General features: G+C 58.5%; 18 protein-coding genes. 9 read left to right on the top strand and 9 right to left on the bottom strand.

The genetic code is table 11. The features are described from left to right. Positions 1–71: 71 nt before the first annotated feature. The 3 genes from BH712_RS06785 to BH712_RS06775 form a co-directional block, all read right to left on the bottom strand. Positions 72–887, bottom strand: coding sequence for a Cof-type HAD-IIB family hydrolase (locus tag BH712_RS06785; protein WP_032673567.1), 816 nt, complete (start codon positions 885–887; stop codon positions 72–74). A gap of 166 nt (positions 888–1,053) precedes the next feature. Further along, the gene (locus tag BH712_RS06780) at positions 1,054–3,486 is read right to left on the bottom strand and encodes a formate C-acetyltransferase/glycerol dehydratase family glycyl radical enzyme (protein WP_006809483.1); all 2,433 of its coding nucleotides are present in this window, start codon (positions 3,484–3,486) and stop codon (positions 1,054–1,056) included. Between the two features lie 4 nt (positions 3,487–3,490). Next, complete coding sequence (locus tag BH712_RS06775) at positions 3,491–4,390, bottom strand: glycyl-radical enzyme activating protein (RefSeq protein ID WP_006809482.1); 900 nt, start codon at positions 4,388–4,390, stop codon at positions 3,491–3,493. Positions 4,391–4,517: 127 nt separating this feature from the next. On the opposite strand from BH712_RS06775, the gene fsa reads away from it, so the two are divergent. After that, on the top strand, positions 4,518–5,180 hold the full coding sequence (gene fsa, locus BH712_RS06770) for a fructose-6-phosphate aldolase (RefSeq protein WP_023303353.1): 663 nt from the start codon (positions 4,518–4,520) through the stop codon (positions 5,178–5,180). Between the two features lie 89 nt (positions 5,181–5,269). Here the strand turns inward: fsa and moeB are convergent, their stop codons facing one another. Further along, positions 5,270–6,022, bottom strand: a complete 753-nt coding sequence (moeB, locus tag BH712_RS06765) for a molybdopterin-synthase adenylyltransferase MoeB (RefSeq protein WP_006809480.1) — start codon at positions 6,020–6,022, stop codon at positions 5,270–5,272. Between the two features lies 1 nt (position 6,023). Then, on the bottom strand, positions 6,024–7,256 hold the full coding sequence (gene moeA / locus BH712_RS06760) for a molybdopterin molybdotransferase MoeA (RefSeq protein WP_032673566.1): 1,233 nt from the start codon (positions 7,254–7,256) through the stop codon (positions 6,024–6,026). Positions 7,257–7,445: 189 nt separating this feature from the next. On the opposite strand from moeA, the gene iaaA reads away from it, so the two are divergent. Genes iaaA through gsiD form a run of 5 tightly spaced genes read left to right on the top strand, consistent with a single transcriptional unit; the run spans position 7,446 to position 13,668 of the window. Beyond that, complete coding sequence (gene iaaA, locus BH712_RS06755; RefSeq protein WP_006809478.1) at positions 7,446–8,384, top strand: beta-aspartyl-peptidase; 939 nt, start codon at positions 7,446–7,448, stop codon at positions 8,382–8,384. Positions 8,385–8,395: 11 nt separating this feature from the next. Further along, a complete protein-coding gene (gene gsiA, locus BH712_RS06750) occupies positions 8,396–10,267 on the top strand; it encodes a glutathione ABC transporter ATP-binding protein GsiA (RefSeq protein ID WP_006809477.1) in 1,872 nt (623 codons plus the stop codon). Between the two features lie 23 nt (positions 10,268–10,290). Next, positions 10,291–11,829, top strand: coding sequence for a glutathione ABC transporter substrate-binding protein GsiB (gsiB, locus tag BH712_RS06745; protein WP_006809476.1), 1,539 nt, complete (start codon positions 10,291–10,293; stop codon positions 11,827–11,829). A 5-nt stretch (positions 11,830–11,834) separates the two neighbouring features. Continuing rightward, positions 11,835–12,755, top strand: coding sequence for a glutathione ABC transporter permease GsiC (gene gsiC / locus BH712_RS06740; protein ID WP_006809475.1), 921 nt, complete (start codon positions 11,835–11,837; stop codon positions 12,753–12,755). A 1-nt stretch (position 12,756) separates the two neighbouring features. Beyond that, a complete protein-coding gene (gene gsiD / locus BH712_RS06735; RefSeq protein WP_006809474.1) occupies positions 12,757–13,668 on the top strand; it encodes a glutathione ABC transporter permease GsiD in 912 nt (303 codons plus the stop codon). Between the two features lie 111 nt (positions 13,669–13,779). Here gsiD and rimO read toward each other — a convergent pair whose 3' ends face one another. Beyond that, positions 13,780–15,105 carry a 30S ribosomal protein S12 methylthiotransferase RimO gene (gene rimO / locus BH712_RS06730; RefSeq protein WP_006809473.1) on the bottom strand — a complete coding sequence of 442 codons (1,326 nt, stop codon included), beginning with the start codon at positions 15,103–15,105 and terminating at the stop codon, positions 13,780–13,782. Positions 15,106–15,322: 217 nt separating this feature from the next. Between rimO and bssR the strand changes: the two genes are divergently transcribed. Then, entirely contained in the window at positions 15,323–15,706 is a 384-nt protein-coding gene (gene bssR / locus BH712_RS06725) for a biofilm formation regulator BssR (RefSeq protein WP_032673565.1), read from the top strand. A 107-nt stretch (positions 15,707–15,813) separates the two neighbouring features. Next, positions 15,814–16,932: a PQQ-dependent sugar dehydrogenase gene (locus tag BH712_RS06720; RefSeq protein ID WP_032673564.1), complete on the top strand. Its 1,119-nt coding sequence runs from the start codon at positions 15,814–15,816 to the stop codon at positions 16,930–16,932. Here the strand turns inward: BH712_RS06720 and BH712_RS06715 are convergent, their stop codons facing one another. Further along, the gene (locus BH712_RS06715; RefSeq protein WP_006809470.1) at positions 16,933–17,559 is read right to left on the bottom strand and encodes a glutathione S-transferase family protein; all 627 of its coding nucleotides are present in this window, start codon (positions 17,557–17,559) and stop codon (positions 16,933–16,935) included. A gap of 243 nt (positions 17,560–17,802) precedes the next feature. Between BH712_RS06715 and dacC the strand changes: the two genes are divergently transcribed. Further along, entirely contained in the window at positions 17,803–19,008 is a 1,206-nt protein-coding gene (gene dacC, locus BH712_RS06710; protein WP_032673748.1) for a serine-type D-Ala-D-Ala carboxypeptidase, read from the top strand. Positions 19,009–19,093: 85 nt separating this feature from the next. Here the strand turns inward: dacC and deoR are convergent, their stop codons facing one another. Then, the gene (deoR, locus tag BH712_RS06705) at positions 19,094–19,852 is read right to left on the bottom strand and encodes a DNA-binding transcriptional repressor DeoR (protein WP_006809468.1); all 759 of its coding nucleotides are present in this window, start codon (positions 19,850–19,852) and stop codon (positions 19,094–19,096) included. 67 nt (positions 19,853–19,919) lie between these two features. Then, the gene (gene ybjG, locus BH712_RS06700) at positions 19,920–20,528 is read right to left on the bottom strand and encodes an undecaprenyl-diphosphate phosphatase (protein WP_006809467.1); all 609 of its coding nucleotides are present in this window, start codon (positions 20,526–20,528) and stop codon (positions 19,920–19,922) included. Position 20,529: the final 1 nt, after the last annotated feature.

Here is a 20,529-nt window from a genome sequence, read left to right as displayed (position 1 = left end):
AAACCTTGACGGGTGCCACAGGATGAGAAAAGAGTGAGGGGGCCGGAGCGAGGCTCCGGCGAGGAAGGGGATCAGGCGTCGAACGGGGAGTGCGCGTCGAGCACGGCCTGAATGACATTCAGCGCGCCCTGATGATTGTTATCGTCGGTGCTGTAGCGGCTGATTTCTTTGATGCTCTCTGCCGCGTTACCCATCGCAAAGGAGTATTTCACCAGCTTCAGCATCTCGGCATCGTTGCCGCTGTCGCCAATGCCGACGCACTCCTGCGGGGAGATTTTCCAGCGTTTCAGCAGGCGGCTAATGCCGTTGGCTTTATGCAGGCCGGGAATAATCAAATCGACAAAACCGAAGCCGCTGGTGACCGGCTTCATAATGCCGTCCAGCGAGACGTGCAGCTTATCGACCAGGTTCGGGATATCGCTGTCCGGCAGGTTCAGGGAGAACTTGAACAGCACGTCGTCAATTTCGCGGTAATCGCTGATGCGCTTTAAGCGATGGTAGTGTTTCGACATCAGCGCCACGAAGGCTTCTGGTGCCTTATCGCTAACGTATGCGCTCTCCAGCCCGCAGGCCACGAAGTTCAGCCCTTTGTCTTTCAGCAGTTCGCCAATGACGATCTGCGATTCATGGCGCGTCAGCTCGCCGTGGAAAATCTGTTCGCCGTGATCGAAGACCAGCGCGCCGTTTTCCGCGACGAAGGAGATCTGGTCTTTCAGTTCGGGAAAGAAGGAGATGAGCTGGTAATACTGGTTGCCGCTGGCGACAACGAATTCAATGTCGCGGGCGTTAAGCTGCTCAAACTGTGCCTGGAAGCGGTCACGATCGTACTGCTTGGCATCATCAAGGAAAGTTCCGTCCATATCGGTGACGATAACTTTTACGGTCATACTGTGCTCCTGGGTCACTGCGTTTTGAAACATTCTAATAACAAGGTGACGGGGAGCACAAATTTAATTTCGAATGAAAGTCAGAAAGCCGGGTGGCGGCTTCGCCTTACCCGGCCTACGGGGGAACAATGTAGGCCCGGTAAGCGCAGCGCCACCGGGCGTTTTTTTACAGCGTATGCTCAGTACGGGCGATAATATCGTCCTGCGCATCCGGCGACAGGGCGGTGAAGAACGCCGAGTAACCCGCCACGCGCACCACCAGGTCACGATACTGATCCGGGTGTTTCTTCGCTTCCAGCAGCGTTTCGCGGGAGACGATGTTGTACTGAATATGCCAGCCTTTATGCACCTCGAAGAAGGTACGCAGCAGCACCATCAGCTTCTGGCGATCGCTGTCGTTTTCCATCGTCGACGGATTCAGCTTCTGGTTCAGCAGCACGCCGCCAAGAATTGCCTCGGTAGGCAGTTTACCCACGGAGCCGATCACCGCCGTCGGGCCGAGGTGATCCGTACCGGACGCCGGGCTTGCCCCTTCCGCCAGCGGAGTGTGGGCTTTACGGCCATCTGGCGTCGCCATTGTCGCTGCGCCAAACGGCACGTTTGCGGAGATGGACGACGTGCCCGCGTAATAGTTCCCCCCAATCGGGCCGCGACCGTAGCGCGGGTTGTGGTACTGCTTCAGCTCCTCAATGTAGGTCTGGTAGGCGCGCGTCAGCAGCATGTCCACGCTGTCGTCGTCGTTACCGTACTTCGGCGCGCCGTTGATCAGACGCTGACGCAGCTGCTCATGGGTCAACCCGTCGAAGTCATCCGCCAGCGCCGCCGCCAGCTGTTGCTGACCGATAGCGCCCTGGTCAAACACCAGCTTCTTCACCGCCGCCAGGCTGTTGCCGAGGTTAGCGATCCCCACCTGTAGGCCGGAAACCCAGTCATACTTCGCGCCGCCCTGCTTGATGCTTTTCGCGCGTTCGATGCAGTCATCCACCAGCGCCGAGCAGAGAATATCGTGGACGTTCTCTTCCAGCATGGTGTCCACCACGTACTCGATCTCAATGGATTTGCGGGTGTAGTAGCGGATCTGGCTGTCCCACGCCGCCATCACCTCATCGAAATTGTCGAAGTTACCCGCAGAAAGTGCTTTCTCCTGCGGCAGGAATACCTTGCCGCTGGTGGCGTCGCGGCCGCCTTCCAGCGCGGCGAGCATCACGCGTGCGAAGTTGATAAAGCTCATGCCGGTGCAGCGGTAGCCCCACTTGCCGCCGACGGCGGTTTCGATGCAGCCGATGGCGGCGTAGTCGTAGGCGTCCTCTCGTTCCACGCCGAGCTTGATAAATTCCGGGATGACGATTTCATCGTTGTTAAACGCGGGCATCCCGAAGCCGCAGCGGATCACCTGCACGCAGGCGTCGAGGAAGTCGTTGCTCATCCCGGCGTGGTAGCGCACACTCAGGTTCGGCTGAGTGGAGCGCAGGCGGCCGCAGGATTCGAGGATCGCGTAGGAGAGCGGGTTGACCGCGTCCATCGGCTCACCGTTGACCAGCTTCTGGCCGCCGATGGTGACGTTCTGATACAGCGGGCTGCCCGCAGAAGCCTTGGAGTGCGAGCCGGAGCGGATTTTGTTCACTTCCAGCAGTTTCAGCCAGCAGCTGTGCAGCAGTTCGATGGCGTGTTCGCGGTCCAGGCTCTGGTCCAGCTCCACGTCGCGGCGGTAGTACGGGTAAAGGTACTGGTCCATACGGGCGAAGGAGACGGAGTGGCCGTTAGACTCAATTTGCAGGATCAGCTGAATGAAGTAGCACAGCTGGAGCGCCTGCCAGAAGGTTTTTGGCGGTTCGTGGGCGATGATGTCGCAGTTTTCCGCCATGGCCAGCAGCTCGTCGCGGCGGCTGTCGAAGGTTTCGCTGGCGGCCATCTCACGCGCCAGATCGGCGAAACGCTTGATATGCAGGCTGACGGCTTCCAGCACAATATCAATGGCTTTCAGGAACTGATCGCCGTGCAGATCTTCCAGTACCGTCAGGTTGATACGCGAGCGGCGCTCGGCCACTTTCGCGCGCAGGCCGTCTAACCCTTTTTCCAGCACCAGCGGGAAATTCACCGCCAGATGCGCGTCACCGGAGGTCATGTTGCCTTCCGCTTTGATGATGCCGGTTTCCAGCAGGCCTTTCTGCTCGTCGGTGAACATACCGTAGCAGCGATCCTGTACCGTCTGACCGCGCCACCACGGGCAGATTTCATGCAGCACGCGCTTGTTCTCTTCGCTCACCGCGAAGCCCGCACCCGGACGGTCCGCCAGATCGTCAATCTCTTTCTCAATCCAGGAGACGGTGTATTCCGGGAAAATCGGCGCGGCGCGCACTTCGCTTGCCTGGTTACCGATAATCAGCTCGTCGTGTTTGATCCAGATGGTGCGTTTTGCCAGGTGATGCGCCAGCGCCAGGGCGCGACGTACCGGGATCGGCTTGTCCATGTGTTGCTGGTACATTTCGGTGTAATGCTGTGCGCGCTCGGTACAGACCGGCGGCTTAACGATATGCACCAGCGCCATTTTATGCGCTTTAATACGTTCGCTGAGGGTGTTGAGATTCAGAGTGGTCATAAGTTTATCCTCGTAAGGTCGCGGTTAACCCTTTCTGGCAGGCATACTGCTGCGCGAAGTCCAGCAGGGCAGGGTTATCCAGCGGTTTGTCAGGGGCAGAGTAGGGTTGGCCGAGCAGGGTGTATTTGTTCATGCCCAGCGTGTGATACGGCAGAAAATGAATATCCTCGACGCCGAGCTCGTCGGCGGCGAAATTGGTAATGGCGGTAACAGACGCTTCATCGGCGTTGAAGCCCTGGATCAGCGGCACGCGGATGGTGATTTTTTTCCCGGCAGCGGCGAGGCGTTTCAGGTTGTCCAGGATCCGTTTGGCTGAGCCATCGGTCCACTGTTTGAATACGTCGCTGTCCACATGCTTCAGGTCCGCGAGGAACAGATCGACGTAGGGTAATGACGGCTCAATGTAATGCCACGGCACATGAAGGCAGGTTTCAACGGCGGTATGAATGCCCTGTTCATGGCTGGCTTTAAACAGGGCGTGTGCCAGCGTCGGGTTCATAAACGGCTCGCCGCCGGAGAGGGTGATCCCGCCGCCGCTGCGATCGTAGAAGGGCTTGTCGCGCAGGACGGTCGCCATAATCTCTTCCACCTGCTTCTCTTCACCGCAGACGGTAAGCGCCTGCGTCGGGCAGCAGTCGGTGAGGGCGTTGAGCGTGGCTTCATCGAGTTTTTCACGGTGAATGACCAGCCCGTTCAGCGCGCGTTCAACACAGCCCGGTGCCGCCTGCTGGCACAGGTCGCAGCCTTCCAGGCACAGACGTGCGTCAAACAGTACGTCCCGCGTGCGGGAGCGGCTTTCCGGGTTCTGGCACCAGCGACAGCCCAGCGAGCAGCCTTTCAGGAATACCACGGTTCGAATACCGGGGCCGTCGTGGGTGGAATAACGCTGTACATTGAAGATCATTTTTTTGCCCTCGAATTACATATGAAGATTAAATGACTTTCGAATGAAAGTTATCTTGATGTGGGTCAATTCATGAGCAGGTTTTGCTGTGATAGGGTAAATGCAGGCTAATTTTGAGGGTGACATCATGGAACTTTATCTCGACACATCTGACGTTGCGGCAGTCAAAAAGCTGGCGCGTATCTTCCCGCTGGCGGGCGTGACCACTAACCCAAGCATTGTGGCGGCGGGAAAAACGCCTCTGGAAGAGCTACTGCCCGCGCTGCACGACGCGCTGGGCGGCAAGGGCCGTCTGTTTGCGCAGGTGATGGCGACGACCGCTGAAGGGATGGTGGAAGACGCACGTAAACTGCGCGCGATCATCAATGATCTGGTGGTGAAAGTACCCGTGACCGCAGAAGGGCTGGCGGCGATCAAAATGCTGAAAGCAGAAGGGATCCCGACGCTGGGCACGGCGGTCTACGGCGCAGCGCAGGGGATGCTCTCCGCGCTGGCGGGGGCGGAGTATGTCGCACCTTACGTGAACCGCGTGGATGCGCAGGGCGGGGACGGGATCCAGACGGTAGTCGAATTGCAACAGCTGCTGACCCTGCATGCCCCGCAGTCAAAGGTGCTGGCGGCGAGCTTTAAAACCCCGCGCCAGGCGCTGGACTGCCTGCTGGCAGGGTGCGAGTCCATCACGCTGCCGCTGGACGTGGCGCAGCAGTTTATTACCTCTCCGGCAGTGGATGCGGCGATTGTGAAGTTTGAGCAGGACTGGCAGGGGGCGTTTGGGCGGACGTCGATCTGACGGGGGCGGCCTGATGCCCTCACCCCAGCCCTCTCCCACGGGGAGAGGGAGCAAACACTAAAACGGCAACCTGAAGGTTGCCGTTTGCTTTAACCTCCACAAACCTCACACCCCGGGTTACGCATCAGTTTCATCTCGCGGAACTGGCAGGTCATTGCGTCGTACATCACGATTTTGCCCGCCGCTGGCGTGCCGTAGCGCGCCAATACTTTGATGGCTTCCATCGCCTGCAAGGAACCGATAACGCCCACTAACGGTGCCATCACGCCCGCCTCGACACAGGTGAGGGCATTCTCGCCAAACAGACGACTCAGGCAGCGGTAGCACGGCTCTCCTTCAGCGTAAGTGAAAACGCTGATTTGCCCCTCCATGCGGATCGCCGCGCCGGAAATCAGCGGCGTTGTATGGGCAAAGCAGCCCGCATTAAGCTGGTTGCGAATGGCGACGTTATCGGTGCAGTCCAGCACCAGGTCATGCCGTGCTATCTGCGCAAACAGCGCGTCGTCATCCAGCATCGCGTCAATCAGGGTGAACTGAACGTGGGGATTAATGCGCGTCAGCGCCGTGCGTGCTGATTCCACTTTTGGCTGACCCACCGTCGCGTCGCCGTGCAGCGTCTGGCGTTGCAGGTTGGACACCGACACGGTATCGAAATCCAGCAGCGTCATGCTGCCGACGCCCGCCGCAGCCAGGTATTGCGCCGCCGCACAGCCCAGACCGCCCAGGCCAACAACCAGCACGCTGGCCGCCTTAAGCGCTTCCTGACCGTCGAAATCAAACCCGCGCAGCACGATCTGGCGGTTGTAACGCATCATCTCCGGGTCGCTCAGTTCCACCGTCATGTCAGCCTCCGAACAGGTGGTTAAAGCGTTCCACTTCAACCCATTCGCCCGCCTCGACGTGGCCGCGATCGCGCTCCAGCACGATAAAGCAGTTGCCCTGGCTGAAGGAGCTAAAGATGTGCGAACCCTGATGCCCGGTGGTGCTCACCTCCAGTTCACCGTCGGCGTTGCGCGCCAGAATGCCGCGCTGGAAGTCGAGACGGCCCGGTGATTTTTTCAGGCGCGTTGCCGCCCGCACGCGCACACGTTCAGGCAGCGGGCTGGCATTGTTACCTGACAGCTTCGCCAGCAGCGGGATCACCAGCTGGTAGAAGGTCAGCGCGGCAGAGACCGGGTTACCCGGCAGGCCACAGAACCAGCTGTGCGGAAGCTTGCCAAACGCGAACGGTTTGCCCGGTTTAATCGCCAGCTTCCAGAAGGCGATTTCGCCCAGCTCTTCAAGCAGGGTTTTGGTGTAATCCGCTTCGCCAACCGAGACGCCGCCGGAGCTGATCACCACGTCGGCAGAGGCGTCAGCGTCGATAAACGCGGCGCGCAGTTTTTGCGGATCGTCAGGAATGATGCCGAGGTTAATCACCTCGCAGCCCAGCTGCTTCAGCATCAGGTGCACCGCCAGACGGTTGGTGTCGTAAATCTGCCCCTCGTTCAGCGGCTGACCCGGAAGCTGTAGCTCGTCCCCCGTGGAGAACACCGCCACGCGCACTTTGCGAACGACGTCAATCTCCGCGATGCCAAGCGATGCCAGCACCGGCAGTTCGGCCACCGTCAGTTTTTGCCCGGCGGCAAAGACCGTTGCGCCGAGGGTAATGTCTTCCCCGGTGCAGCGGATATTCTGACCCGCTTTGACGCTGGCGGTAAAACGCACACCGTCGTCGGTCTGTTCGGTCTCTTCCTGCATCACCACGGCTTCACAGCCCTTGGGCACCGGTGCGCCGGTCATAATGCGCACGCAGGTACCCGCAGGCCACTCACCGTTGAACGGCTGCCCGGCAAACGCTTTACCTGCCACCGGCAGCGGCTGACCCGTTTGTACATCCGCCAGACGTACGGCATAGCCGTCCATCGCCGCATTATCGAACCCCGGCACGTTCAGCGGCGAGACGATATCGCGTGCGGCAATACGGCCAAAACAGCGCACAAGCGGCAGCGTCTCAACATCGTGCAGTAGAGTAATCCGGTCAAGCATCTGCGAAAGTGCCGTCTCAAGCGGCATCAGTCCGGCGGTAAAATCCATGGTGGGCTCCTGCGGAGTAACAACGAAAGCGCTCATTATGGCAGAAAAGTGCGGCTAACTGTATGACCCGATGGGTGTACGCTTTACATCACAGTTGCGTCTTTCTATATTCAAAAATCATCTGAAGATTCGTCGACGATAATGATATTTATAGAAAAAGCAGCCAGCCAGGCTGATGGGTGATGCGAAATGAGTAAAGCGGTTATCGCAATTCATGGCGGTGCCGGGGCAATCACCCGTGCACAGCTCAGTCCCGAGCAGGAGAAGCGTTATATTGACGCGCTGAACGCCATTGTGGAAACAGGCCAGCGGATGCTGGAAGCGGGCGACAGCGCGCTGGACGTGGTGACCGAAGCGGTGCGTCTGCTGGAGGAGTGCCCGCTGTTTAATGCTGGCATTGGCTCGGTCTTTACGCGCGATGAAACGCACGAACTGGATGCCTGCGTGATGGACGGCGTCACCCTGAAAGCGGGGGCGGTGGCGGGCGTCAGCCGTCTGCGTAATCCGGTGCTGGCCGCGCGTCTGGTGATGGATCACAGCCCGCATGTGCTGATGACCGGCGCAGGGGCGGAGAAATTTGCCGTCGAGCACGGGATGGACACGGTCTCGCCCGATCTTTTTTCCACCGAGGAGCGTTACCGGCAACTGCTGGAGGCCCGTACAGCGGGGATGACGCAGCTGGACCATGCCGCGCCGCTCGATGAACGCAGCAAAATGGGCACGGTAGGCGCGGTGGCGCTGGATAAAGCCGGTAACCTCGCCGCCGCGACGTCGACAGGCGGTATGACTAACAAGCTTCCCGGACGCGTCGGCGACAGTCCGCTTCCGGGGGCCGGGTGTTATGCCAATAACGCCACGGCGGCGGTGTCGTGCACCGGCACCGGCGAAGTGTTTATCCGCGCGCTGGCGGCCTACGACATTACCGCGCTGATGGATTACGGCGGATTAAGCCTGAGCGAGGCCTGCGAGCGGGTAGTGATGGAGAAACTCCCCGCGCTGGGCGGCGCGGGAGGCTTAATTGCGGTGGATCGGGAAGGCAACGTGGCGCTGCCGTTCAACAGTGAAGGGATGTACCGGGCGTGGGGGTATGCCGGCGATGCGCCCAGCACAGGAATTTATCGTGAATAAGGGGGCATAGCGTGCCGCACCGTGAAGAGCTGGACAACTGCGAAGTGCTGGCTGTCCACCAACTGAATATTGCCTTTCAGGAAGAGCGGCAGTTTATCCCGGCAGTCCAGCACCTGTCGTTTTCGCTCAATCGTGGCGAAACGCTGGCGATTGTAGGCGAGTCCGGATCCGGTAAATCCGTTACCGCGCTGGCGCTGATGCGTCTGCTAGAGCAGACGGGCGGGCAGGTCACCAGCGAGCGGATGCTGTTGCGCCGTCGCAACCGTCAGGTTATCGATCTCAATGAGCTGAGCGGGTCCCAGATGCAGGGGGTACGCGGGGCAGATATTGCGATGATTTTTCAGGAGCCGATGACCTCCCTGAACCCGGTTTTCCCGGTGGGTGAGCAGATTGCCGAATCTATCCGCCTCCATCAGGGACTGAGCGGTGATGAGGCGCTCAACGAAGCGAAACGGATGCTGGAGCTGGTACGTATCCCGGAGGCGCACGCAATTTTGTCCCGCTACCCGCATCAGCTTTCCGGCGGCATGCGCCAGCGGGTGATGATTGCGATGGCGCTGTCGTGCCGTCCGGCGGTGCTCATTGCGGACGAACCCACCACGGCGCTGGATGTCACCATTCAGGCCCAGATCCTGCAACTGATTAAGGTGTTGCAACAGGAGATGGAGATGGGGGTGATTTTCATCACCCACGATATGGGGGTGGTGGCGGATATTGCCGACCGGGTGCTGGTTATGCATCAGGGCAATGCCGTCGAAACCGGTACGGTGGAGCAGGTCTTTCATGCGCCCGTGCATCCTTATACCAAAGCGCTACTGGCGGCGGTTCCGCGTCTCGGCGCCATGAATGGCAGTGATTTTCCGCGCCGCTTTCCGCTGTTCTCCCAGACCGAACTGGGCCAGCAGGAAGACGAAACCGAGCAGAATACGGTGGTTCCCGGCAGGCCAATCCTCGAAGTGCGTGACCTGGTGACCCGTTTCCCGCTGCGTAGCGGGGTCCTCAATCGCGTGAAGCGCGAAGTGCATGCGGTTGAAAACGTCAGTTTTGATCTCTGGCCGGGCGAAACGCTGGCACTGGTGGGGGAGTCCGGCTGCGGTAAATCCACCACCGGGCGGGCGCTGCTCAGGCTGGTGGAGTCGCAGGAGGGGAGCATCACCTTCAACGGTGAGCGCATCGACACCCTCCCTAACAGTAACTTGCAGGCGGTGCGCCGGGATATTCAGTTTATATTCCAGGATCCTTATGCGTCGCTCGATCCGCGCCATACGGTGGGGTACTCGATTATGGAGCCGCTGCGGGTGCATAACCTGCTCGACGGTGAAGCCGCACAGCGCCGTGTCGCGTGGCTGCTGGAGCGCGTGGGCCTGAAGCCGGAGCATGCCTGGCGTTATCCGCACGAATTTTCTGGCGGTCAGCGGCAGCGCATCTGTATTGCGCGGGCATTGGCCCTGAATCCAAAAGTGGTGATTGCGGATGAGTCCGTTTCCGCGCTGGATGTCTCCATCCGCGCGCAAATCATCAATCTCCTGCTCGATTTACAGCGGGATTTAGGCATCGCGTTTCTGTTTATCTCCCACGATATGGCGGTGGTGGAGCGGATCAGCCATCGCGTGGCGGTGATGTACATGGGACAGATTGTTGAAATCGGCCCCCGTCGGGCGGTGTTTGAAAACCCGCAGCATCCGTACACCCGCAAGCTGATGGCCGCCGTACCGGTTGCCGATCCTGAGCATCGCCACGCCCAGCGCGTGCTGTTGCAGGACGAAATGCCGAGCAATATTCGTAAACGGGGCGAAACCCTGGAGCGCGTGGCGCTGCGTGAGGTGGGACCCGGTCATTTTGTCGCACCGCCGCGTCAGGACAATGCATTCTCGCGGTTATAACTTACAACAGGCAGGAGAACACAATGGTTCCTTTTGTTGCTCGTAAATGGCTGCTGGCCGCGAGCGTGATGGCTGCGCTGGCTGCCGCTCCCGCGTTCGCGGCGAAAGACGTGGTGGTGGCGGTGGGGTCAAACTTCACGACGCTGGATCCGTATGATGCTAACGACACCCTTTCTCAGGCGGTGGCAAAATCCTTCTACCAGGGGCTGTTCGGCCTGGACCGTGAGATGAAGCTGAAAAACGTGCTGGCGGAAGGGTATACCGTGTCGGACGACGGGCTGATCTATACCGTTAAGCTCCGTACCGGCGTGAAGTTTCAGGATGGCACCGACTTCAACGCCGAGGCGGTTAAGGTCAACCTGGACCGTGCCAGCAACCCGGAAAACGGTCTGAAGCGCTATAACCTGTATAAAAATATCGCCCGTACCGAGGTGATTGACCCGGCGACGGTGAAGATCACCCTCAAAGAGCCGTTCTCGGCGTTTATCAATATCCTGGCGCATCCGGCGACGGCAATGATTTCGCCCGCTGCCCTGAAAAAATATGGCAAAGAGATTGGCTTCCACCCGGTGGGGACCGGACCGTACGAACTGCTTACCTGGAATCAGACCGATTTTGTGAAGGTGAAAAAATTCGCCGGATACTGGCAGCAGGGACTGCCGAAGCTGGATACCCTCACCTGGCGTCCGGTCGTGGACAACAATACCCGCGCCGCGATGCTGCAAACCGGCGAAGCGCAGTTTGCCTTCCCGATCCCGTACGAACAGGCGGCGCTGCTGGCGAAAAACAGCAAGCTGGAACTGGTGGCCAGCCCGTCGATTATGCAGCGCTACATCAGCATGAACGTCACGCAGAAACCGTTTGATAACCCGAAGGTGCGTGAAGCCATCAACTACGCCATTAACCGCCAGGCGCTGGTGAAGGTGGCCTTTGCCGGCTACGCCACGCCCGCGACGGGCGTGATGCCGCCCACCATCGAGTACGCGCAGAGCTATCAGCCATGGCCGTACGATCCGGCGAAAGCGCGGGAGCTGCTGAAAGAAGCGGGCTATCCGAACGGCTTTAGCACCACGCTGTGGTCGTCGCATAACCACAGTACCGCGCAAAAGGTGCTGCAATTTACCCAGCAGCAGCTGGCGCAGGTGGGCATTAAAGCTAGGGTCACGGCGATGGATGCCGGACAGCGAGCGGCGGAAGTGGAAGGCAAAGGGCAGAAAGAGAGCGGCGTGCGGATGTTCTACACCGGCTGGACGGCTTCAACCGGTGAAGCAGACTGGTCGCTGTCGCCGCTGTTTGCTTCCCAGAACTGGCCGCCAACGCTGTTCAACACCGCGTTTTACAGTAATCCGCAGGTGGATAAGGATCTGGCGGATGCCCTGAAAACCACCAAACCGGAAGAGAAAGCGCGCCTGTACAAAGAGGCGCAGGACATTATCTGGAAAGAGTCGCCGTGGGTGCCGCTGGTGGTGGAAAAACTGGTCTCAGCCCACAACAAAGCGCTGACCGGTTTTTACATCATGCCGGATACGGGCTTTAGCTTTGATGACGCGGATTTAAAATAAAACTCATGCTGAATTATGTTTGTAAACGTCTGCTGGGGCTTATCCCGACGCTGCTGATTGTGGCCGTGCTGGTGTTTTTGTTTGTCCACATGCTGCCCGGCGATCCGGCGCGTTTGATTGCCGGACCGGAAGCAGATGCGACGGTTATTGAACTGGTACGTAAGCAGCTCGGTCTTGACCAGCCGCTGTACAGGCAATTTCTGCGTTACATTGGCAACGTCCTTCAGGGCGATTTTGGCATTTCAATGGTGTCGCGTCGTCCGGTATCGGAAGAGATTGCCAGCCGCTTTATGCCCACCTTCTGGTTAACGATTGCCAGTATGAGCTGGGCGGTTGTGTTTGGCCTGGGCGCGGGCATTGTCGCCGCCGTCTGGCGCAACCGCTGGCCGGATAAGCTCGGTATGGCGCTGGCGGTCACCGGCATCTCTTTCCCGGCGTTTGCGCTGGGCATGCTGCTGATGCAGATTTTCTCCGTCGAGCTGGGCTGGCTGCCGACCGTCGGGGCCGACACCTGGAAGCACTACATTTTGCCCTCCATGACGCTTGGCGCGGCGGTTGCGGCGGTAATGGCCCGCTTTACCCGCGCCTCGTTTGTCGACGTGCTGAGCGAAGATTATATTCGCACCGCGCGGGCAAAAGGGGTGAGCGAGAAATGGGTCATTCTGAAGCACGGTTTTCGTAACGCGATGATCCCGGTGGTGACGATGATGGGGCTTCAGTTTGGTTTTCTGCTGGGCGGCTCTATCGTGGTGGAAAAGGTCTTTAACTGGCCGGGGCTGGGGCGCTTGCTCGTCGATTCGGTAGACATGCGCGACTATCCGGTAATTCAGGCAGAAGTCCTGCTTTTCTCGCTGGAGTTTATTCTTATCAACTTAGTGGTGGACGTGCTGTACGCCGCCATTAACCCGGCCATCAGGTATAAGTAAGATGCGATTGTTGAACTGGCGGCGTCAGGCCGTTTTGAACGCGATGCCGGGGATCAGGCCGGACCATATTCGCACCCCGTGGGGGGAATTCTGGCGGCGATTCCGTCGTCAGCCCGTCGCTATGGTTGCCGGGTTGTTTGTGTTGCTACTGATCCTGGTGGCGATCGTCGCCCCCTGGATAGCCCCGTTTGATGCGGAAAACTACTTTGACTACGACCGCCTGAACGACGGACCGTCGATGATGCACTGGTTTGGCGTGGACTCGCTCGGGCGCGATATTTTCAGCCGCGTGCTGGTCGGGGCGCAGATCTCGCTGGCGGCCGGGGTCTTCGCGGTGCTGATGGGCGCAGCAATTGGCACCGTGCTGGGGCTGGTGGCCGGGTACTACGAAGGCTGGTGGGACCGCATCATCATGCGCATCTGCGACGTGCTGTTTGCCTTTCCCGGTATTCTGCTGGCGATTGCCGTGGTAGCGGTGATGGGCAGCGGCATGGCGAACGTCATCATCGCCGTGGCGGTATTCTCGATTCCCGCTTTCGCGCGCCTGGTGCGCGGCAACACGCTGGTACTCAAGCAGCAAACCTTTATCGAGTCGGCGCGCAGCATGGGGGCCAGCGATGCCACCATCCTGTTTAGCCATATTCTGCCGGGAACGGTGTCGTCTATCGTGGTCTATTTCACCATGCGCATAGGCGTGTCGATTATCTCGGCGGCGAGCCTGTCGTTTCTGGGGTTAGGGGCACAGCCACCGACGCCGGAGTGGGGCGCGATGCTGAACGAGGCGCGGGCGGATATGGTGATTGCCCCGCACGTGGCGATTTTCCCGAGCCTGGCGATTTTCCTGACCGTGTTGGCGTTTAATCTGCTGGGGGATGGGCTGCGCGACGCGCTGGATCCGAGGATAAAGGGGTAGTGTTTTGTTGGACCTTGCCCCTCACCCTAACCCTCTCCCCAGAGGGGAGAGGGAACTTTAACACCCTTTCCCCTCTGGGGAGAGGGCCGGGGTGAGGGGGATGAAAGTTAATTAAATCCGGCTACCCCACAAATCATACTCGTCGGCGTTTTCAACCTTAACGCGAATGATGTCGCCCGGCTTGACGTTGGTTTCCCCGTTCAGGTACACCGCGCCGTCGATCTCAGGCGCATCCGCCATGCTGCGGCCAATCGCCCCTTCTTCGTCCACTTCGTCGATAATGACCAGAATTTCGCGGCCCACTTTCTCCTGCAAGCGTTCGGCGGAGATCTGCTGTTGCAGCTGCATAAAGCGGTTCCAGCGCTCCTCTTTTACCTCTTCCGGTACCTGGTCCGCCAGTTCGTTGGCGGTTGCGCCTTCAACCGGGCTGTACTTGAAGCAGCCCACGCGGTCCAGACGCGCTTCTTTCAGGAAGTCGAGCAGCATCTGGAAGTCTTCTTCGGTTTCACCCGGGAAGCCGACAATGAAGGTCGAACGCAGGGTCAGATCCGGGCAGATCTCACGCCACTGTTTGATGCGCGCCAGCTGGCGGTCAACGGATCCAGGACGCTTCATCAGCTTCAGAATGCGCGGGCTGGCGTGTTGCAGCGGGATATCCAGATACGGCAGGATTTTGCCTTCCGCCATCAGCGGGATCACATCGTCAACGTGCGGGTAAGGGTAGACGTAATGAAGACGCGTCCAGATCCCGAGCTTAGCCAGTTGCTCGCACAGGCCGACCATGCTGGTTTTCACCGGCTCGCCGTTATAGAAACCGGAGCGGTGTTTGACGTCCACGCCGTAGGCGGAGGTGTCCTGGGAGATGACCAGCAACTCCTTCACGCCCGCATCGGCCAGGCGTTTGGCTTCTGCCAGCACTTCGCCAATTGGACGGCTCACCAGATCGCCACGCATCGACGGGATGATGCAGAAGGTGCAGCGATGGTTGCAGCCTTCGGAAATTTTCAGGTACGCGTAGTGGCGCGGCGTCAGCTTCACGCCCTGTTCCGGCACCAGGCTCAGGAACGGGTTGTGCTTTGGTTTTGGTACGTAGTGATGAACGTGTTCCAGCACCTGCTCGTAGCTGTGCGGGCCGGTGATCTCCAGCACTTTCGGGTGCACTTCGCGGATCTGATCCACTTTCGCGCCCAGACAGCCGGTCACAATCACTTTGCCGTTTTCCGTGAGGGCTTCACCGATGGCTTCCAGTGACTCCTGGACCGCGCTGTCGATGAACCCGCAGGTGTTGACGATCACCATGTCGGCGTTGTCGTAGCTTGGCACCACGTCATAGCCTTCAGTGCGAAGTTCAGTGAGGATGCGTTCGGAATCCACCAGGTTCTTCGGGCAGCCCAGGGAGACAAAGCCGATTTTCGGCGGGTGCGTAACATTGCTCATAGGTTAAAAATTCATCAATTATGGAGTTATCAGGGCGGGATTTTACAGCGTATCGCGGGGGATTTATACACTCTTAGTGGCTCAGTTGATCCGGGCAATCGTTGTAACATTGTAAAGAATGTTAATCAGTTATCGTTTATTGATCTCAGGCATTACATTGTACAAAAAATGACCTTATTCTTAATAAGGTAACATGGCTGACAGAGGAGGAAATAGCATGTCCGTTGACAGACTGAAACGCGATCTGCTTAACAAGCTGATCAACGCCCGAATCGACCTGGCTGCATATCTGCAACTGCGCAAGGCGAAAGGGTATATGTCAGTCAGCGAAAGCGAAAATCTGCGTGATAACTTCTTTGAACTTTGCAATTTCATGCGTGAAAAAGCACCCATTCTGAAAGCGCACTACGCTGAAAGCGAGGTAGTGGCGCTGCGCCGTGCCGCCGAGGTGCTCTCCATCGCCGGGGTCTGTTTGATGAATGGACGTCACGACTGCCCGAATTTTATTGCCGTTAACGCGGAGAAGCTTGAAAACTGCCTGACCACGCTCGCGCTTTGCATCATGTGTCTGAACAAGCCGGAAACGCTTGCCCACCACTGACCCCCGGGGGAGGCAACTCCCCCTTCTGATTAAGCTTTTGTAAAAGTGGTAACGCACCCGGGAACAGTGGCTAATCTTTAAGCCATATGTCGATAAAGGAGTGCGTTATGCCTCGATCCTCGCTGATTTTCCTTCCTGTGCTGTTATTCCCGCTTTCGCTGCTTGCGGCGCCCGAGTCGGTTAAGGTTGACGTGCTACAGACAAAACTGGATCACCCCTGGTCGCTGGCGTTTCTGCCAGACAATAAGGGGCTGCTGATCACCCTAAAAGACGGGCAGCTTAAGCACTGGCAGGCAGGGAAAGGGCTATCCGATCCGATTGTTGGCGTGCCGAAAGTATGGGCGAGCGGCCAGGGCGGACTGCTGGACGTCGCGCTGGCCCCGGATTTCGCACAGTCACGGCGGGTCTGGCTCAGTTTCGCCGAGGCAGGCAAGGATGGCAAAGCAGGTACCGCGGTGGGCTACGGGCGCTTGAGCGATGACCTGTCGCGCATTGAGGGCTTCCAGGTGGTGTTCCGACAGATGCCGAAACTCTCTACCGGCAACCACTTTGGCGGACGGCTGGTGTTTGACGGTAAAGGCCATCTCTTTATTGGCTTAGGTGAAAACAACCAGCGCCCGACGGCGCAGGATCTGGATAAGCTTCAGGGCAAGGTGGTACGCCTGACGGAAGACGGGAAAGTGCCGCCGGATAACCCGTTTGTGAACACCGCCGGTGCGCGCCCTGAAATCTGGTCTTATGGTATCCGCAATCCCCAGGGGATGGCGATGAACCCGTGGAGTGACACGCTGTGGCTCAACGAACACGGTCCGCGCGGCGGGGATGAGATCAACATTCCTGAAAAGGGAAAAAACTACGGCTGGCCGGTGGCGACGCACGGGATCAATTACAGCGGCCTGAAAATCCCGGAAGCAAAAGGCGAGCACGTTGAAGGCACCGAAAAACCGCTGTTTGTCTGGAAAGTGTCGCCCGCCGTCAGCGGCATGGCGTTCTACAACAGCGACGTCTTCCCGCAGTGGAAAAACAAGCTGTTTATCGGCGCGCTGAAGGAGAAAGACGTCATCGTACTGAGCGTAAACGGCAATACCGTGACCGAGGACGGACGCATTCTGGGGGATAAAGATCAGCGTATTCGCGATGTGCGCGTCGGGCCGGATGGCTATCTGTACGTGCTGACCGACGAGACGGACGGGCAACTGTTGAAAGTCAGCCCGTCCGGGTCGTAATCAAGTCACCGGGATCATCACCACGTTGCGATACGCCGGGCGCTCGCTGAGTTGCTGGATCCAGCGCTCCAGGTGAGGGCGCGGAGTCCAGCTGAGACCCATGTTGGTGAGGTTCCAGACGAAGGGGGCGACGGCGATATCACCCACGCCGAACGTCTCACCGGAGAACCAGGTGTGCTTCGCCAGTTCGTCGTCCATCATCGCGAACAGGGATTCGCAGGCGTCCTGGGCGGCATGAATGGCGGGATAATCACGATCGGCTTCCGGCGTGCGGATCAGCCCCATCAGGATCACGCGGTGCGTGGGGGAAAGCGTCTGGTTTGCCCAGTCCATCCATTTTTCGCCCTGGGCGCGCTGGGCCGGATTTTCAACCCACAGCCGACCCTGGCCGTACTGTGCGGCAAGATAACGCACGATGGTATTGGACTCCCACAGCGTGGCGTCTGTCTCGTCATCGCGCAGCAACGGCACCAGCCCGTTGGGGTTCATCGCCAGATAGTCAGCGTCTTTATTCACCCCGAACGCCATTCCAGCCATAATTTGATTGAACGGTAAATCCAGCTCCTCCAGCGTCCAGAGCACTTTCTTCACGTTGGTCGAATTGTTCCTGCCCCACAGCGTAATCATATTTACTCCCGATGAGATGTGAATCCGAGTCAGCTTTTCGTCATGGTGAGATAAACCTAACAATTACGCAACAGATGCTAAAAAAAACGCCGCAATCAAAGCGTATCTGAATGTTATTGCATAAACTTTAAAAACTTTACCTGGAACAGGTTTCTTTGAACGCTGTAGTGCGCTATTACTCATCGCTTCTTGCGACACGGTGATTGTGACGTGATTTTTAGAATGGACACTCGGGTGGCATTTATGACGCAAAAAACTTCTTCTCTGCGCAGCCTGGCGGCAGGCTCGGCGCTGCTTTTCCTTTTTGCCCCAACGCTCCATGCGGCGGAACAGACAGCGCCCGAAGCGCCGCCTGTCGATGCGCGCGCCTGGATCCTGATGGATTACGCCAGCGGGAAAGTGCTGGCGGAAGGTAACGCCGACGAAAAACTTGACCCGGCGAGCCTGACGAAAATTATGACCAGCTATGTGGTCGGCCAGGCGTTGAAAGCGGGCAAAATCAAGCTGGATGATATGGTCACCGTCGGCAAAGATGCCTGGGCGACCGGTAACCCGGCGCTGCGCGGCTCGTCCGTGATGTTCCTCAAACCTGGCGACCAGGTCTCCGTTTCCGATCTGAATAAAGGGGTCATTATTCAGTCGGGAAATGATGCCTGTATTGCGCTGGCCGATTACGTCGCGGGCAGTCAGGACTCATTTATTGGGCTGATGAATGGCTACGCGCAAAAACTGGGCCTGACCAACACCACCTTCAAAACCGTTCACGGCCTGGATGCGCCGGGTCAGTTCAGTACCGCGCGCGATATGGCGCTGCTGGGCAAAGCGCTGATCCATGACGTGCCGGATGAGTACGCCATCCATAAAGAGAAAGAGTTTACCTTCAACAATATCCGCCAGCCTAACCGTAACCGTCTGCTCTGGAGCAGTAACGTTAACGTGGACGGTATGAAAACGGGGACCACCGCCGGGGCCGGATACAACCTGGTGGCTTCCGCGACGCAGGGCGATATGCGCCTGATCTCGGTGGTGCTGGGGACGAAAACCGATCGCATTCGCTTTAACGAATCCGAAAAACTGCTGACCTGGGGTTTCCGCTTCTTTGAAACCGTCACGCCGATTAAGCCGGACGCCACCTTCGTCAGCCAGCGCGTCTGGTTTGGTGATAAAAGCGAAGTGAACCTGGGGGCTGGTGAAGCGGGTTCCGTCACCATTCCTCGCGGGCAGCTGAAAAACCTGAAAGCCAGCTATACCCTGACCGAGCCACAGCTCACCGCACCGCTGAAAAAAGGCCAGGTCGTCGGGACGATAGATTTCCAGCTTAACGGCAAATCCATTGAGCAGCGTCCGCTGGTGGTGATGGAAGCGGTGGAAGAGGGCGGCTTCTTCAGCCGGATATGGGACTTTGTGTTAATGAAATTCCACGGCTGGTTTGGTAGCTGGTTCAGCTAGGTTTTGCCGGGTGGCGCTGCGCTTACCCGGCCTACGTTCGAGCCGTTGTAGGCCGGGTAAGGCGAAGCCGCCACCCGGCATAATCTCAATACATCAACTTCACCTGCTGCGCTTTCGCATATGCCACCAGCTCATCATCCGGGCGGCAATCGCTGACGATGGCGTCAAAGCGCGACAGTTCTCCCATCCTTGCCGGACGGACCTTGCCAAATTTACTGTGATCCACCACCAGCACGTGCTGCTGCGCGGCGTTGAGTGCCCACTGTTTCACTGGTAACTCTTCAAGATTGAAACAGGTTGCCCCCTGCTTCACGTTCACGCCTGCCGCCGAGTAAAAGGCAATATCCGGGCATAAATTGCTCAACGTGTCCTGAATATTCAGCGGCTTGAAGATGGCGTTGCTGGCATGAAACTCGCCGCCACACAAAATCACCCGGCACGCGGGTTTCTCCTGCAAGGCCAGAAAAGTGTTTAGCGAATAGCAGACGGCGGTAAAGGGAACGGTGCTGTCGATGGCCTCGATGATCCACGGGGTGGTCGTACCGCAGTCAAAAAAGAGCGTTTGATGCGGCTGCACCAGCGAGGCGGCGAGCCGCGCGGCTTTGCGCTTCTCTTCCACCAGACGCGTTTTTTGATCGCTTAACAGATAATGGCTGGCGCTGCGCGGTTCGAGGACGATATACCCGCCAAGCAGGACAACGGGGGCGCTGTCGCTGTTCAGATCGCGACGAATGGTCATTTCAGACACGCCAAGCAGGGTAGCGGCTTCCTTAAGATGCAGCTTATCGCTGCGCTTCAGCGCCTGAAGCAGCTGAGCAATGCGGTCATCGCGACGTGTTTCCATAGATCCTCGGGCTAAAAAAGTGAGCCCCCGCAGGGCGGGGGCTCAAGTGTAACCTGACGGACCGGGGTTAGTCACGTATCCAGCCTTTGCGGATCGGGAGGGCAAACAGAATGCGATAGGCCTGTGATAATCCACGATAAAGCGCCGGACCAAACAGGCTCCACAGGATGGCTGCGCTGACGCAGCCCATCAGCCCTACCAGGAAACCGCCGACCATATCCAGCGGCCAGTGCACGCCCAGGTAGACGCGGGACCAGGCGATGGCGACCGCGACCCCCATCAGCACCACGCCGGACCACAGGCGATGCCAGAACAGGAAGGCCAGCGCAAAGGTGAAGATCACCGTGCCGTGATCGCTCGGGAACGAGTCATCCGGCGCATGGTGCAGGAAGTTATAACCGACGCGATCGACAAACGGACGATCGTGCGGAAAGGCGTGGCCCAGCACGTAGCTTGCCAGCACGCTGACGCCGATTGCCATCGCCATTTTGATCACCAGATGGCGCTGGGCAGTGACCTGCTTGCGCGGCCCCCATAGCCAGAGGATCACGGCCAGCGCCGGGACAATGCTGATCACATCTTTCGCAATAAAGGTGGCGAGATCAATCATCCATTCCGGTGACGACGGCGTGGCGTTGAGCAGGTAAAACAGTTCGTAGTTCAGATTTTCTAACATA

It is taken from the genome of Enterobacter hormaechei ATCC 49162, assembly GCF_001875655.1.
Classification (GTDB): Bacteria; Pseudomonadota; Gammaproteobacteria; order Enterobacterales; family Enterobacteriaceae; genus Enterobacter; species Enterobacter hormaechei.
This window is presented reverse-complemented; position numbering and strand designations above follow the sequence as displayed.